The organism is Chryseobacterium salviniae (assembly GCF_035819015.1).
GTDB classification, from domain to species: Bacteria; Bacteroidota; Bacteroidia; order Flavobacteriales; family Weeksellaceae; genus Chryseobacterium; species Chryseobacterium salviniae.
The window spans coordinates 128,641-143,991 of record NZ_JAYLAA010000039.1 but is presented as its reverse complement, the minus strand read 5'-3'; the positions used below and the strand labels follow the sequence as shown (position 1 = coordinate 143,991).

14 protein-coding genes and 1 pseudogene are annotated in these 15,351 nt (G+C 37.9%); 9 read left to right on the top strand and 6 right to left on the bottom strand.

All coding sequences use genetic code 11. The features are described 5' to 3' along the window. The first annotated feature begins 5 nt into the window (after positions 1 to 5). Positions 6 to 752 (top strand): hypothetical protein, encoded by a 747-nt coding sequence (locus tag SOP96_RS10960; RefSeq protein ID WP_326320975.1) that lies wholly within the window; start codon positions 6 to 8, stop codon positions 750 to 752. Positions 753 to 764: 12 nt separating this feature from the next. On the opposite strand, the pseudogene SOP96_RS10955 reads toward SOP96_RS10960, so the two are convergent. Next, positions 765 to 1,453 (bottom strand): annotated as a pseudogene (locus tag SOP96_RS10955) (HAD family hydrolase). Between the two features lie 87 nt (positions 1,454 to 1,540). On the opposite strand from SOP96_RS10955, the gene SOP96_RS10950 reads away from it, so the two are divergent. Next, positions 1,541 to 2,119, top strand: coding sequence for a Crp/Fnr family transcriptional regulator (locus SOP96_RS10950; protein WP_326321143.1), 579 nt, complete (start codon positions 1,541 to 1,543; stop codon positions 2,117 to 2,119). Positions 2,120 to 2,173: 54 nt separating this feature from the next. After that, entirely contained in the window at positions 2,174 to 2,677 is a 504-nt protein-coding gene (locus tag SOP96_RS10945; protein WP_326320974.1) for a GNAT family N-acetyltransferase, read from the top strand. Here SOP96_RS10945 and SOP96_RS10940 read toward each other — a convergent pair whose 3' ends face one another. The 4 genes from SOP96_RS10940 to SOP96_RS10925 form a co-directional block, all read right to left on the bottom strand. Further along, the gene (locus SOP96_RS10940) at positions 2,678 to 5,125 is read right to left on the bottom strand and encodes a ligase-associated DNA damage response DEXH box helicase (protein ID WP_326320973.1); all 2,448 of its coding nucleotides are present in this window, start codon (positions 5,123 to 5,125) and stop codon (positions 2,678 to 2,680) included. Between the two features lie 185 nt (positions 5,126 to 5,310). Next, the gene (locus SOP96_RS10935) at positions 5,311 to 6,891 is read right to left on the bottom strand and encodes an ATP-dependent DNA ligase (RefSeq protein WP_326320972.1); all 1,581 of its coding nucleotides are present in this window, start codon (positions 6,889 to 6,891) and stop codon (positions 5,311 to 5,313) included. Positions 6,892 to 6,960: 69 nt separating this feature from the next. After that, positions 6,961 to 7,977 (bottom strand): ligase-associated DNA damage response exonuclease, encoded by a 1,017-nt coding sequence (locus tag SOP96_RS10930; RefSeq protein ID WP_326320971.1) that lies wholly within the window; start codon positions 7,975 to 7,977, stop codon positions 6,961 to 6,963. 49 nt (positions 7,978 to 8,026) lie between these two features. After that, the gene (locus tag SOP96_RS10925; RefSeq protein ID WP_326320970.1) at positions 8,027 to 9,523 is read right to left on the bottom strand and encodes an aminotransferase-like domain-containing protein; all 1,497 of its coding nucleotides are present in this window, start codon (positions 9,521 to 9,523) and stop codon (positions 8,027 to 8,029) included. Positions 9,524 to 9,586: 63 nt separating this feature from the next. Here SOP96_RS10925 and SOP96_RS10920 point away from each other — a divergent pair, with 63 nt between their 5' ends. The 6 genes from SOP96_RS10920 (at position 9,587) to SOP96_RS10895 (ending at position 15,038) form a co-directional block, all read left to right on the top strand. Continuing rightward, positions 9,587 to 10,210 (top strand): hypothetical protein, encoded by a 624-nt coding sequence (locus SOP96_RS10920; RefSeq protein ID WP_326320969.1) that lies wholly within the window; start codon positions 9,587 to 9,589, stop codon positions 10,208 to 10,210. Next, on the top strand, positions 10,203 to 11,312 hold the full coding sequence (locus SOP96_RS10915; RefSeq protein ID WP_326320968.1) for an aminotransferase class I/II-fold pyridoxal phosphate-dependent enzyme: 1,110 nt from the start codon (positions 10,203 to 10,205) through the stop codon (positions 11,310 to 11,312). The genes SOP96_RS10920 and SOP96_RS10915 overlap by 8 nt, the downstream gene beginning before the upstream one ends. Positions 11,313 to 11,318: 6 nt before the next feature. Further along, positions 11,319 to 11,972, top strand: a complete 654-nt coding sequence (gene bioD / locus SOP96_RS10910) for a dethiobiotin synthase (RefSeq protein WP_326320967.1) — start codon at positions 11,319 to 11,321, stop codon at positions 11,970 to 11,972. Continuing rightward, positions 11,969 to 12,952: a biotin synthase BioB gene (gene bioB, locus SOP96_RS10905; protein WP_326320966.1), complete on the top strand. Its 984-nt coding sequence runs from the start codon at positions 11,969 to 11,971 to the stop codon at positions 12,950 to 12,952. Before bioD ends, bioB begins: the two co-directional genes overlap by 4 nt. 48 nt (positions 12,953 to 13,000) lie before the next feature. Next, positions 13,001 to 14,263, top strand: coding sequence for an adenosylmethionine--8-amino-7-oxononanoate transaminase (bioA, locus tag SOP96_RS10900; protein ID WP_326320965.1), 1,263 nt, complete (start codon positions 13,001 to 13,003; stop codon positions 14,261 to 14,263). A 67-nt stretch (positions 14,264 to 14,330) separates the two neighbouring features. Then, positions 14,331 to 15,038 carry a DUF421 domain-containing protein gene (locus tag SOP96_RS10895; protein WP_326320964.1) on the top strand — a complete coding sequence of 236 codons (708 nt, stop codon included), beginning with the start codon at positions 14,331 to 14,333 and terminating at the stop codon, positions 15,036 to 15,038. A 137-nt stretch (positions 15,039 to 15,175) separates the two neighbouring features. Here the strand turns inward: SOP96_RS10895 and SOP96_RS10890 are convergent, their stop codons facing one another. Continuing rightward, positions 15,176 to 15,325: a hypothetical protein gene (locus tag SOP96_RS10890; protein WP_326320963.1), complete on the bottom strand. Its 150-nt coding sequence runs from the start codon at positions 15,323 to 15,325 to the stop codon at positions 15,176 to 15,178. Between the last annotated feature and the right edge of the window lie 26 nt (positions 15,326 to 15,351).

Below are 15,351 nucleotides of genomic sequence, written 5' to 3'. Positions count from 1 at the left end.
AACCGATGAAAACTTTCTTTTTTCTTTTATTCCTGCCGATACTGTTCTTTGGGCAATTATCACCAAAAGTAAATAAGCTTTATAAGCAACTATCACAAAGTGAAAGATATGAATCCAAAAATATCAGCATTGACGGACATGAAAGTGAAGTTTATAAAATCAATGAAAAAATCGGAAAGATAGCTTCCGATGATGAAGTAAAATTTATAGCATCCAATGGAAATCCTTCCACAAAACTATATGCTCTCAATATTCTTTTCAGCAGAAAATCAAAATCTTTTGAAAAATTCTTTATCAACAATTTAAATACTAAAGATTCTCTTAAAGTAATGAAAGGATGTGTTATAAGAATGACAACTATTGCTTTTGAATTATATCAGAATGTACTTGCCGAAAAACAAATCATTAAGCAGGCCGATTGGGAAAGAAAATGGAAGGACAGTATGATTGCCAACCATAAACAAAATTCACCAGAATATCAGAATATTAAAGATATGCTGAATACCAGATCTATTTGGAAAACGAATGAAATTGATTCATTAACTTCACGTTTAGACCAGATTATTCTAAGCAATCCGAACAGTCCGAAAGTGATGGTAGAACTCCTTGCAGAATATCATTTATATGAAGGTTTAAAAGTTCCTTACTTTGATAAGTTAGCTTTTTTCGAAAGAAAATATAAATCGGAATACATTGACAAATACCTTAAATTCTGCAGATACGGCATCAAAGAACCCGTCTCATTTGATTAATTTACCTTTAATTTAAACATAATCCAAAATCTCACGGATATTTTTAAGCTCCATAAAACGTTCAGATTCCGGCTTATGCTCATGCTGCTCGTGAGCCCATGTAAGATGGTAAGGAATGTGAGCTGCGTAGCTGCCCATTTCCAACACCGGAAGAATATCAGACTTTATAGAGTTTCCTGCCATTAAAAAGTTTTCCGGATTACAATCCAGATGTCGGATCAATTTCTGATAATCCGTTATTTTTTATCACTCATAATTTCAATATGGTGAAAATAATCATGTAATCCCGATTTTGCAAGTTTTCGTTCCTGATCCAGCAGGTCACCTTTTGTGGCAACCACCAGTCTGTATCTGTCTTTTAGCTGATCAAGCGTTTCGGCAACGCCATCCAGAAGTTCAACGGGCTTTTGCAAAAGAGCATGTCCGATTTCTATAATGTTTCCAATGAGTGATCCTTTACTGAATCCGCTTGAAAGTTTCCCAGCCATTTCCATCATGCACAGCATAAAACCTTTCACCCCATAACCGTAAAGATGGAGATCCTTCATTTCGGTGGCAAATAATTCCTGCGTAACGGTCTGATAAGGCAATTCATCTTTAAAAAGCTCGCAAAAAGCCATTTCAGCTTCCTGAAAATAAATTTCGTTTATCCAAAGCGTATCATCGGCATCAAAAGCTATTGTATGGATAGAATTCATAATGTGTTTAAATTAGATTTTGTAATTTTCGGATCCAAAATTCAGAAATAAATATCAACCAAAAAAGGACATTTGTCCCGGATCATTATCATGCTGAGAACGAACCAACCATTTTTAGAGTACCTGGAAGCGCTTTATGAGAAACAGCCGGAAAAGGAAAATATCATTGTTAAATCTTATGCTAAAGGAGAACGATTGCTCACCCAGAATGAGACTTCCACAAAGATTATGCTCATCAGAACCGGCATCACCAAGTGTTATTTTATAGAAGAGAATGACAAAGAGTATATCGTTGAATTTTTAGGCAAAGGAGAAATTATCGGTGAGATAGAGGTCATTAAAAATGTTCGGTGTCTGTGTTCTATTGAAGCGATATCGGAGGTTACCGTATATGCGATGTCGATCCCGTATTTTAAGGATTTGCTTAAAAATGATTTGGGTCTGAATAATTTCCTGCTCGATGTTTTTGCGGAACGTATTGTCAACACTTCAAGCAGGGCATCGTACCAGCAGCTTCACACGACAGAACATACGCTCAACCAGTTTCTGGAATTAAAAGCTAAAGAAATGGAAATTTCAAAGGAAGATATGGCAGCCTATCTGGGAATCAGTGTACGAAGCCTCAACAGAAGCCTTAAAGAGCTGAAAGATCCCAACGCCGAAGAATAATCATATAAAAAAGAAAAATCTTCATGTATATTTGCAGATAAATGCTGTCGCACTATGGAAGAACTTACCTTCAGAAATGCCACCCTTGAAGATTTGCCGAAAATTGTTGAAATTTACAATTCTACCATTCCATCCCGGATGGTAACAGCCGATACCGAAAATGTTTCGGTGGAGAGCAAAATACAATGGTTTCATGAGCATAATCCTCAAACCCGGCCGCTCTGGATGGTAGAAAATTCAGCACATCATATTTTGGGATGGGTAAGCTTTACGTCATTCTACGGAAGACCGGCATACAATGGAACAGTGGAAGTAAGCATTTATATGGATGAAAGCTGCCGCGGAAAAGGGTTCGGTAAAAAAATTCTGCAATATTGTATCGACAATGCCGGAAAATTCGGGGTGAAAACATTATTAGGATTTATTTTTCTGCATAATGAGCCAAGCCTGAAGCTTTTCAGACATTTTGGCTTTGAAGACTGGGGAACCTTTCCAAATGTTGCCGTACTGGATGGCGTAGAAAGAACATTGGTCATTCTTGGCAAGAGAATAGGATAATTACCTGACTTTTTTTGCCTGTTCCACCAACCGTTTGATCCTGGAATCCAAATCTTCACTGGAAAGTGTCTGGCGAAGACTGTCTACTTTTATGGGGAAGCTCAATGGCGTAAAAGAATTGGCAAATTTTAAAATAACTTTTGACTTTTCAATACGCTTAAATGCTTCCACAAGCCTCTGCTCCTGAAGCTGCATATTAAATACTTCGGTATAAGACTGCCTCACCAAAAAATGGTCAGGATCGTAATCTTCCAGCACTTTAAAAATAAGCCCTGCGGAACTTTGCAACGATTTGTTGGAACGCTGCTGCCCGGGGAAATTCTGAATGACCATTCCTGAAATCACAGCAATATCCCGAAATTTACGTCTCGCCATTTCGGCAGCGTTAATACTCGAAATAACATCTGTCATTAAATTTTCTCGCGTAAGAATCTGCTCTAAATTATCTTCATTCAGCGGAATTTGTTTATCGCTGAATAATTCAAAACCATAATCATTCATCGCCATCGAAAATGAAATCGGAGCCAATTTAGAAATACGGTACGCAATAAGCGCCGCCATTACTTCATGAACCAGCCTTCCTTCAAAAGGATACATAAACAGGTGATACCCTTCGCGGTTTTTGATTAATTCTACCAAAAATTCATTTTCTTCAGGAATGTGAGAACGTTCTTCCTGGTTAGCCAAAAGAGGATGTAAAAATTTTAATTCTTTTTCAGAAGATTTAGGATTAAGAGCACCCGAAAGTTTCTCCCTTAAAAACTGTCCGAGGTTAGAACTTAAAGGCAGTCTTCCGCCGAGATAACTCGGAGCAAAAGCTTTTCCTTTGGAAGCCCTTACGAAAACCGTCATGTCTTTAATCATGGCCACTTCCAGCACACGCCCGGCAAGAATAAATTTATCCTCTTTCTTTAATCTCGAAATAAAATATTCTTCCACCATACCGATGTAGCCGCCGGAAATAAACTTTACCTTCAGCATCGCATCACTTACGATGACTCCCATATTCATCCGGTGAAGCATGGAAATTCTTCGGGATGTTACTTTATATAAACCTGTTTCATCAATAACTACTTTATGAAATTCTTCATAACTTTTAAGTGCCTTTCCACCAATGGTTAAAAAATCGAGAATACTTTTCCATTCTTCATCCGTCATCTGCTGAAAAGCAAAAGTTTCTTTAATCTGCGGAAACATTTCATCAGGATAAAAGCCGTCGCCAATGGCAAGTGTCATCAGGAACTGTACCAGTACATCAAAACACAGAACCTGCGGATCACGGGGCTCTATGACGTTATTTTTCACAGCTTCTTTCAGTGCGGAAACTTCAATAAGCTCCAGGGAATGGGTCGGAACGCAATAAATTTTAGAGGTTTCGAAAGGGGAGTGGCCGCTTCGTCCGGCACGCTGCAGAAATCTTGCAACCCCTTTTGCAGAACCAATCTGGATTACCGTATCCACCGGCTTAAAATCAATTCCTAAATCAAGTGATGAGGTTGAGACAACGGCTTTCAGTTTACCGTTGCTGAGGTTTTCTTCAATCCAGATCCTTAAATGAGCATCAATCGAACTGTGATGAATGGCAATTTGTCCGGCAAAATCCGGATAGGCATCCAGCAAAAGCTGGTACCACATTTCACTCTGGCTTCTGGTATTGGTAAAAACAATAGTCGAATTAGAATTCAGGATAATCGGAACGACTTTATCTGCCAGTTTATGGCCGAGATGCCCTGCCCACGGAAGAATTTCCACTTCATCGGGGAAGACGGAAAGAATATCAATTTTCTTTTTCTCTTTGGCTGTAATTTTTGTTTTTTTAATGTGATAAGGAATCAGGACTTCCATGGCTTCATCCAGATTTCCTATCGTAGCCGTTATTCCCCAGATTTTAATTTTCGGAACATATTTTCTAAGCTGTGAGATTCCCAGTTCAACCATAACACCACGTTTGGAACCCAGCAGTTCATGCCATTCGTCAATAACGATGGTCTGCAAATCCTGAAAAAACCGCTGATGTTTTTTTTGTCCGAGCAGCAAATGAAGGCTTTCTGGAGTTGCCACCAAAATTTCAGGCATATTTTTAACCTGTTGCTGACGAACTTTAGGATCTGTATCTCCGTTTCTGACACCGACTGTCCAATCTAACCCGATTTCATCAATGGCTTCCTGCATTGCTTTGGCAATATCTTTTGAAAGCGAGCGGAGCGGAGTGATCCATATCATTTTCAGGCCTTTTCCATATTTTTCAGGCCGATTGAGAAAATCTGAAATTAGGGCTAAAAACACTGAATAGGTTTTTCCGAAACCTGTTGGTGCAACAACCATTCCGCTGTACCCATTCCCGAATTTTTTCCAGGTTTCAACCTGAAATTTAAAAGGGGAAATGCCTTTTTCTTCCATCCAGTTCTGGATGATTTGGTAGCCGTCGGTATTTTCGAATGTTGTCAATTTTTTCTATTTTGTTTAAACGCTATGATAGTTAAAAAAGTTTTTTTTCGCAAAGGCTGAACGACATTCGTAAAATTTTAGTTTGTGTTCAATAAGTAAAAGCTGAAAATCCTGCTGAGTGAAACGCCTTGCGAACGAAAATATTCTGATATTTAAAATAAGCTTGCGTTCATAGCGTTTAAAAATCACAGTATTAATTTTTTAATTTCTTCCAAGTCGTCAATCTCATTTACGGTTTTATCTTTTCGCCATCTTAAAATTCTTGGAAAACGAAGTGCAACGCCACTTTTATGTCGATTACTGAACCCGATTCCTTCAAAAGCAATTTCAAAAACAAGTTCAGGTTTTACTGTTCGTACCGGTCCGAATTTCTCAATGGCATTTTTATTGACAAACTTGCTGACTTCCATAATTTCTTTATCCGTAAGACCTGAATATGCTTTCGCAATAGTTACCAGTTTATCTTCATTTTTTACAGCGAAAGTATAATCGGTGTAATAAGCGCTTCTTCTCCCACTTCCTTTTTGGGCATAGATTAGAACGGCATCTATCGTGAGCGGACTGATTTTCCATTTCCACCAATCGCCCTTTTTTCTTCCTGAATGATATTGTGAACTTTTCTGCTTTAGCATCAATCCTTCGCTGTTAATATCTCTTGAATTTTCCCGGATGTTGTTTAGTTCATCCCAGTTTTCAAATGCGATGACTTCTGAAATTTTAATGTTTTCCGGATTTTCATTCAGTAATAATTCTTCAAGCATGGCTCTTCTTGCGGAGATGGGTTTTTCCCTGAGATCGTTATTTTCAAGCTCCAGCAGATCATAGGCAAACACCTGAATCGGGATTTCGGAAAGCATTTTTTTAGTTAAAGTTTTTCTGTTTAATCTTTTTTGTAATTCATTAAAATTTAGAACCTTATCATCTTTTACCGCAAGTATTTCTCCATCAATTACAAAGTCTCCTTTCATATTCTGAACCACTTCTTTTATTTCAGGAAACTGATCGGTAACGAGCTCTTCACCACGCGACCAAATGAACACTTCATCGTTTCTGCGAATAATCTGTCCGCGGATTCCGTCCCATTTGTATTCAATAAGCCATTCATGAGGTTCTCCTAATTCATCCAGATCTTTTTCCAAAGCATAGGCAAGACAGAAAGGATAGGGCTTGGAATTATCCGGATTGATATTTTCTGCGGAAATCAGCTCATGAAAGGAAACCTCATCAGGTTGCCATTTTCCCATAAGACTGTGCATCAGCGTACTTGGTTCCTGGTTTGAAAACTTTGTTAAAGCATTAATTAATGTTTTATCTGAAACTCCGATCCGGAAGCTGCCGCCTAATAACTTATTAAAGATCAGACGTTCCGTATAATCAAGCCCGTTCCATGAGGTAAGGACAAATTCTTTTTTTTCATGGTCGTTTTTATTTTTCAAGCTAATGATCTCATTCATCCAATCAGATAATGAGCGGTCTATTTTTTCCTTCGGCGGTGGCAAAATCAATGAAATGGTTTCTCCAAGATCTCCCACTGAAGAATAGCTTTCCTGAAAAAGCCAGAATGGTAACTGAGTTATTTCCAGCGCCCATTCTTTCATGTAATTGGTGTTGACATTCCGCTTGGGTCTTTTGCCTGTAAAAAGGGCAATCAGCCATACTTTATCTTCATCGGGGGCACGTTCCAGATAATCGATGATGGCATCGATTTTAGCATTGGTTTTATTGGTGCTTTCCAGAGCGTTGATAAGTTCTGCGAAATGTTTCATTTTTCTTTATTAATTATATATACAAACCTTCAAGGTTTTAAAAACCTTGAAGGTTTAATTTCATAATCGTTAATCTTCTAGTATTTCTTTTTCCTTTTCCTCTTCGTCATCATCACCATACAACGTTTCCACAACATCAGATTGAATACCGATTTCGTTTAAATATTTAGAAAAAACTTCGGTCTGTCCGTGTGTAACGTGAACAAGTTCTGCTTCCGTTGCTTTTATGGCCTGTAAAAGTCCTTTCCAGTCGGCGTGATCACTCATTGGGAAACCGGCATCTGCGCTTCGCCACCTTCTTGCGCCACGCACCTGCATCCAGCCGGAACAGATTGCTGTTGCCGCATTCGGAATTTTTTTAATGACATTCGAATCCAATAAAGCAGGCGGTACAATGACAATTTCATCCTGAAGATGCTTTACACTTTCCCTGAAATCGGGGATCTCATAATCCGGAAGACCAATTCCTACCGCTTCAAAAGCTTCGTTCAGCTTTCCGATGGAATAATGAACGTGAATTTTACCGAGTTCTTCAACCGCTTTCATAATTCTTTGGGCTTTACCTAAAGAGTATCCGATAAATACGGAAGTTTTCTGATTTTCTTTATTCCGGAGCACCCAGCTTTGAAGCCTTTTATTTAGATCATCTACTTCCAGCCAATTGTAAATAGGCAGTCCGAAAGTACTTTCCGTAACAAACTCATTACACCGTACCAATTCGAAAGGCGTACTCAATCCGTCATCCTGAACTTTATAATCTCCGGAAACAACACTTACATATCCTTTATATTCAAGTCTGATCTGTGCAGAACCAATAATATGTCCGGCAGGATGCAATGAGACTTTTACTCCGTTGATATTGATAACTTCACCATATTCCACGCTCTGGCATTCTATATCTTCGCTTATTCTTTTATACAAAATCGGTTTGGTGAAGTGATGGCAAAGGTATTTTTTCATTCCCCATCGGGCATGATCGGCATGTCCGTGTGTGATAACCGCCAGATCAACGGGTCGCCAAGGGTCAATGTAAAATTTACCCTGCGGACAATAAATCCCTTTGTTGGTAAAAGTAATTAATTTCAATAGTGTAAGTATTTAGAAAGCTATATTCAAAAATCCAACCAAAATAATTTTACTGCATTTTATCTGCTATCAACATATCTTCTACATTTTCTGAAAGAATTCCGACCGCTTTTTCCATTTCATCAATGGTAAAATTTCCGAAACCGAGACGCATGGCCGTGAGATTTCTGTTCTGATACAATAATGTTTTTGGAATGAATACATTATTTCGGGCACATTTTTTTGAAAGCTGCATAAGATTCACTGAAATTTTCCATTCTGTCCAAAAAGCCAGTCCGCCTGAAGGAATTTTAAAGTCTATAAAATCGTCCAGATGATGTTTAAGCAAAGAAGCAAAATGATCCCTTCGTTCTTTATAAATTTTCAGGGATTTTTTGAGATAACGGTTAATTTCGCCTTCTGCAATCATTTCACCAAGAACATGTTCCATCAAAATATCGCCTTGTCTGTCGATGATTCCAAGATATTTCCTCATTTCTACCATGAGATTTTCGGGTGCAACAATAAAACCTGTACGAAATCCCGGAGCTAATAGCTTCCCAAAAGAACCAATATAAATCACCATCCCTTTAGTATCTGCACTTGCCAACGGAAGAATCGGACTTTTATCGTAGTGAAAATCGTAGTCATAATCATCTTCAAGAATTACAAAGCCAAATTCCTGGGATAAATGCAGCAGCTCAAGTCTTCTTTTCGCGCTCAAAGCAACCGTTGTAGGATAGTGGTGATGGGGTGTAAGATACAGCATCCTGATTTTTTGCTGCTCACAGATTTTACGGACTTCTTGCACATTAATTCCTTCTTGATCAATAGAAACAGTGCGAATATTGACACCGGTGCGCTGAAAGATCATATTGACCGAAAAGTAACTTAATTCCCCTACTATAACTGTATCATTTTTAGATAAAAGAATCTCAGAAACAATATACATACTCATTTCGGTGCTTCTTGTAATGAGAAGGTTATTTTTTGAAATCGGCAAACCTCTTGATAAATTTAAATATTCTGAAAGATGCTGCTTAAAAAATTCACTTCCGTCAGAATTGTATTGTCCGATTTTATGCGCTTTTCTCTTTAATATAGAACTGTAAATCCCGGAATACTGATCCACCTGTGTCAGCCGTATATCCGGAGTTCCATCATTAAAAATATAGTCGCAGTCGGAATGCTCAAAAGGATTATCAAGGATATTGGAAGATTTAAAAGAAAATCCGGTTTGTTTAGGATAATTTTCAAGGTTATTTTGTTTGAATACCTGTACTGTTGTTGTATTCTTTTCTTGTCCAATGACAAAAGTGCCTTTATTAGGGAAAATCTCTATCCAACCCTGAGCGAGCAATTCTTCATATACAGAAACGATTGTATTTCGGTGAACTTCTAAAAGCTTGCTGAATGTTCTCGTACCGGGAAGCTTGGTTCCGAAAGGAAGAAATCCGCGCTGAATAGCATTAATAAGCTGATTAGATATCTGCATGTAAACAGAAACTTCTGAAGATCGGTCTATACTAATAAAACTTTGATATGGAATTAAAACCGGACTATTCATTATCTTAAAACTGGCACTTTATAACCATCCGGTAATATACTACTTTTGAATCAAAACAATAAAATGACGCTCTATCATCTTTTGGAAAGAATTGTTAATGATAACGATATTCATGCAAAATGGCTCAATACATTATCATACATGGAAAATGCAGGAGCCAGGAAAATTTCAGCCTGCGAACATCCATCTGAAGTAAATCTTATTCAGCTAAAGCATGCAGCAGAAGAACACCGTCATGCGTATTATCTTAAAAAACAGATTCTTAAAATTACTTCATCAAATTGTGAAAATTACCGAAAGGAATATTTGCTTGCACATGCTTTTACCAGGCAATATCTTCACAGTCTGGATATAAAAACTTGTAAATATCTGCAACAGAAATTTTCTTTAACAAAAGAGCAATTAAGGTATGCCGCTTATCTTTTTGTCACCTATGCCATTGAAGTTAGAGCAGATGAATTATATCCTGTTTACCAGGAAGTTCTTACAAAGTACGGTTCGAAAGTTATGGTGAAATCTATTATTCTTGAAGAAGAGGGCCACTTAGAAGAAATGATTCATCAGCTTGATGAATTTTGCGAAGAATGGAAAATTCATGCAGAACATATTTTGAAGATTGAAAATGAACTTCACCAGCAATGGATCAACAGTATTTCAGAGGAAATTTTGAAGACGGAACATGCATAATCTTTATTTACCAGTTGAAGAAGCTTTAGCAAAAAGAAAGCAGAAAGGAGTTTTAAGAACATTACGTCCCAGACAAAAGGGCGTAGATTTTTATTCTAACAATTATCTCGGATTTGCAGGGAATGAAAATTTCCAAAATATACTTTTAGAAGCAATTCAGAAAAACCCTGATGTACTCAATGGAAGCACAGGCTCAAGACTGATCAGCGGAAACAGTGATATCGTTACGCAGACGGAAAAATACATTGCAAAAGAACATCATTGTGAAGCAGCCCTGCTTTTCCCATCGGGTTATAATGCGAATCTTGCTTTATTTTCTGCACTTCCAAACCGTCACGACACCGTTATCGTGGATGAAAAAATTCACCGCTCGGTACACGATGCCTGCAAATTGTCGAATGCGAAAAAATTAAAATTCAAACATAATGACTATAATCATTTAGAAGATATCCTGAAAAGACAGACGGGCACGGTTTATATTGCTGTTGAAAGCCTGTATTCAATGGATGGGGATTTTTGTCCGCTTCAGGAAATTACAGATCTTACCGCGAAATATAATGCCGGACTTATTGTGGATGAAGCACATGCTTTCGGAGTTTTCGGATATGGGCTTGTCAACAGTTTAAAGCTTCATGAAAAAGTTTTGGCTACGGTTGTGACGTATGGAAAAGCATTGGGAACGCACGGAGCTGCTGTATTAACGAACGATCTGATAAAAGCTTACCTCATCAATTTTGCCTCACCTTTCATTTATACAACTTCCGCTCATGATTTCTTATGGATAAGCATTTCTAAAGGATATGAATTTTTAAATGAAAATAAAGCAGCATCCGTTCAGCTGCAAAAAAACATTGCCACTTTTCGAAGAGGAAATTTAAAGAGTAGATCTCAAGAAAACAGTCCGATTCAGGCGATTATAATTCCAGACAATCATCAATTGAAAGAATTATCAAAAACCCTTTCGGATAATGGCTTTTTAACCTATCCCATTTTCAGTCCGACAGTACGGGAAGGGACAGAAAGGCTGAGAATCTGTCTGCACAGCTTTAATACAGAGTCGGAAATCTCAGAACTCACAAAAATTATCAATGAATTTATCTGATGAATTATGGATGATACAATGCAACCCCAAAAAAGTGAAAATTCAGGACAGAAAATGTTATTTGTTACCGGAATCGGAACCGAAGTCGGAAAAACCGTCTGTTCCGCAATTTTAACAAAATATTTTAACGCTGATTACTGGAAACCCGTACAATCCGGCGACCTGGATTTTTCAGACAGTATGAAAATAAAAAACTGGACTGGTGAACAAACCATCTGCTATCCCGAAACATACCGTCTCAAACTGGCGGCATCGCCACACCAGTCGGCAAAGGAAGAAGGAATTACCATAGATCTGAATAAATTTAAACTTCCTGAAACCAATAATAATTTAATTGTAGAAGGAGCAGGCGGACTTATGGTTCCGTTAAATGATGAGGATTTGATCATTGATCTGATTCAAAGACTTGGTATTCCCGCTGCATTGGTAGTGAAGAATTATCTGGGATGCATTAACCACACTTTATTGTCGCTTACAGTTTTAGAACAAAGAAAAATTAAACTCAAATATATTATTCTGAACGGAAATTTCGCGCCGGATACAGAAAGAATTATCCTCAAAAATATTCAACCTGAAACCGGAATTATCAGAATTCCTTTTTTAAGCGAGATAACAAATGAAAACATAAAAACTGCTGCAAAACAATTAGAAAAGATATGAAAGAACGTACCATTTTAAAAAACGACTGGACAAGGGAAGAAATAGAGGAAATTTATAACCTGCCTCTTCTTGAACTTATCTACAAAGCCGCCACCGTACACCGTGAATGGCATAACCCCGAAGAAGTACAGATGTCGACTTTACTTTCCATAAAAACAGGCGGATGCCCGGAAGACTGTTCCTATTGCGGACAGGCGGCAAGATACCACACCGACATCAAAGTGCAGGCTTTGTTGCCAACGGAAACAGTTATTGAGCACGCTAAAAAAGCAAAAGAAGGAGGTTCTTCAAGGTTCTGTATGGCCGCGGCATGGAGAGAAGTGCGCAACAACCGGGATTTTGACCGTGTTATTGATATGGTAAAAGGCGTAAATGAACTCGGAATGGAAGTCTGCTGTACTTTAGGAATGCTTACCGAAGAACAGGCAATCCGTTTGCAGGAAGCAGGTTTGTATGCTTATAACCATAACCTCGATACTTCTGAGCAATATTATGAAGAGATTATTTCAACCAGAACATTCGACAATAGGATTAATACAATCAACAATGTAAGAAAAGCAGGAATTACGGTCTGTTCGGGTGGAATTATCGGATTGGGAGAATCCCACGTCGACAGGATTTCCATACTCTTAACCTTAGCAACAATGCCTAAACATCCTGAATCGGTTCCTATTAATGCTTTGGCGAGAGTAAAAGGAACCCCTCTTGAAAATAATGAAAAAACTGATACCTGGGAAATGGTAAGGATGATTGCCACAGCAAGAATTATCATGCCTTCTTCCATGGTCCGCCTTAGTGCAGGAAGAATCGAAATGACGGATTTTGAACAGGGCTGGTGCTTTATGGCAGGAGCAAATTCCATTTTTACCGGAGAAAGAGAAACACTTTTGGTGACGCCGAATCCGGGAGTTTCGGAGGATCTGCAGCTTCTGAAAACATTAGGATTAAAGCCGATGGTGAAAGAAAAAACAATGTGCTAAAAAGTGAAATATGAATGGTTAATTGTTAATTTTTTTTAAATAGTATTGATGAATTTATCTGAACGTGACAAAGCTGTCAACTGGCATCCTTACACTCAAATGAAAACGGCCGATATCATTCCGATTATGAGAGGAGAGGGCGTTTATCTTTTTGATGATCAAGGGAATAAATATATCGATGCGGTTTCTTCGTGGTGGGTTACCCTTCACGGACACGCCCATCATCATATTGCTAAAAGAGTTTCGGAACAGCTGAATACTTTAGAGCAGGTCATTTTTGCAGGTTTTACCCATGAGCCGGCCGTACAGCTTTCCGAAAATCTCTTGAAGCTTCTTCCTGAAAACCAAAGGAAAGCATTTTATTCCGATAACGGTTCCACGGCGGTAGAAGTAGCTTTAAAGATGTGCATTCAATATGCTTATAATCAAAATCATCAGAAAACAAAAATCCTGGCCCTGAAAAACGCTTACCACGGAGATACTTTCGGTGCCATGTCCGTAAGCGGAAGAAGCGCCTGGACGCAACCTTTCGGTGAAATGCTTTTTGAGGTTGTTTTTATTGATGCCCCGACTGCACAAAATTTAGAAAGTTTAAAAAAATATATTCAAACTATTTCAGATGAAATTGCCTGTTTCATTTACGAACCACTTGTTCAGGGAGCCGCAGGAATGCTAATGTATCAGCCAGAAGATCTTTCGGAGTTAATGAAATTCTGCAGAGAGCAGAAAATACTGATGATTCAGGATGAGATCTTTACCGGTTTTGGGAGAACAGGGAAATTATTTGCAGCAGACCATCTTTCTGAACAGCCGGATATTATGTGTTTTTCCAAAGGTCTTACAGGTGGTACTATGCCGATGGGGATCACTACGTGTTCCCTGGAAATTTTTAATGCCTTTTTATCAGATGATCAGTACAAAACATTATTTCACGGGCATTCTTTCACAGCCAATCCACTGTCCTGCGTTGCGGCTTTGGCAAGCATGGAACTTTTAGTGAAAGAAGAAACATTGGAGCGCATTGATCTTATTGCTGAAAAACATTCAGAATTTGTAAAAATATTGGAAAAGCATCCAAAGGTTGAGAAGGTGCGACAGACAGGAACCATTCTGGCATGGGAAATTGTCAGCAATCAACAGACTTCTTATTTTAATGATATTGGGAAATTACTGTATAAAGAATTTCTGAAAAGGGGAATTATCCTGCGTCCGTTGGGAAATGTAATGTATTTGGTTCCGCCATACTGCATAACCGGTGAGGAATTGGATAGTGTATACCATCATATCATTGGAGTTTTAGATCATTTTTAAAATTTCACAAAGAAATCAGAACAACTCTTGGCGCATTATTTGAATTTTCAGAGCAAATCTATTCATTATGCTATCCGTATTTCTATCACAATTCGACTGGAAAGAGCTTTTGTTGGGAGCCGAAGACTGGCCCTTCCTGCTGGAGATCGTTCTCAGGACTGTTATTATGTTTTTAACAATCATTATCGGATTGAGAATGCTCGGAAAGAGGGGGGTAAAACAGCTTTCACTTTTTGAGCTGGTGGTAATTATCGGCTTGGGTTCTGCAGCAGGAGACCCAATGTTTTATAAGGAAGTAGGGATCATTTCGTCCATTGTTGTATTTGTTCTGATTGTTTTATTGTACACTTTAGTCACCTATCTTATCGGAAAAAGCAAAAAATTTGAAACATTGCTGGAAGGAAAATCAATATGCTTAATAGAAAACGGAGAATTTTCGATTGATAATTTTAAAAAAGAAAATCTCGGAAGTGATGAGTTTTTTGCTGAGCTCAGATTAAAAGGAATTTCACAGCTGGGCCAGATCGAACAGGCGATTGAAGAAATCTCAGGAGAGATCAGCGTTTTTTATTTTGAAGATGAAAAAGTGAAATATGGGCTTCCCATTATGCCAGATTCTTTGAAAAATGCTGTAAAATATATACAAGATGCAGGGTATTATTCATGTACTTTCTGCGGACATACGGAAGAAAAACAGAAAGGAAATGCCGGAAACTGCCAGAAATGTAAAAAGGATAAATGGGTGCGGGCCACCAACAGAAAACGTATTACATAAAAAAAGGCTCCTAACGGAGCCTAAAAAAACACAAATGATGAAAAAAAATTATTTCGATTCACAAATATAATAAAAAATTTATCTTAGTCAAAAACAATTTTAACTTATTTATAAATTTCCTATCAGAAATATGGATATTAACCTGCATTAAGCTTCTGTGAAGTGGTACAAAAACCAAGTGCAAGAAGTGCCAAAACACTAACAGCAAAAATTTTTGCCGCTTTTTTAATTTCGTCCCCGTTTTTCAAACTTTTCTTTAAAATACAAGGATATGCAATTGCTTTCATACATTAAAGTTACAAAATAAAATTGA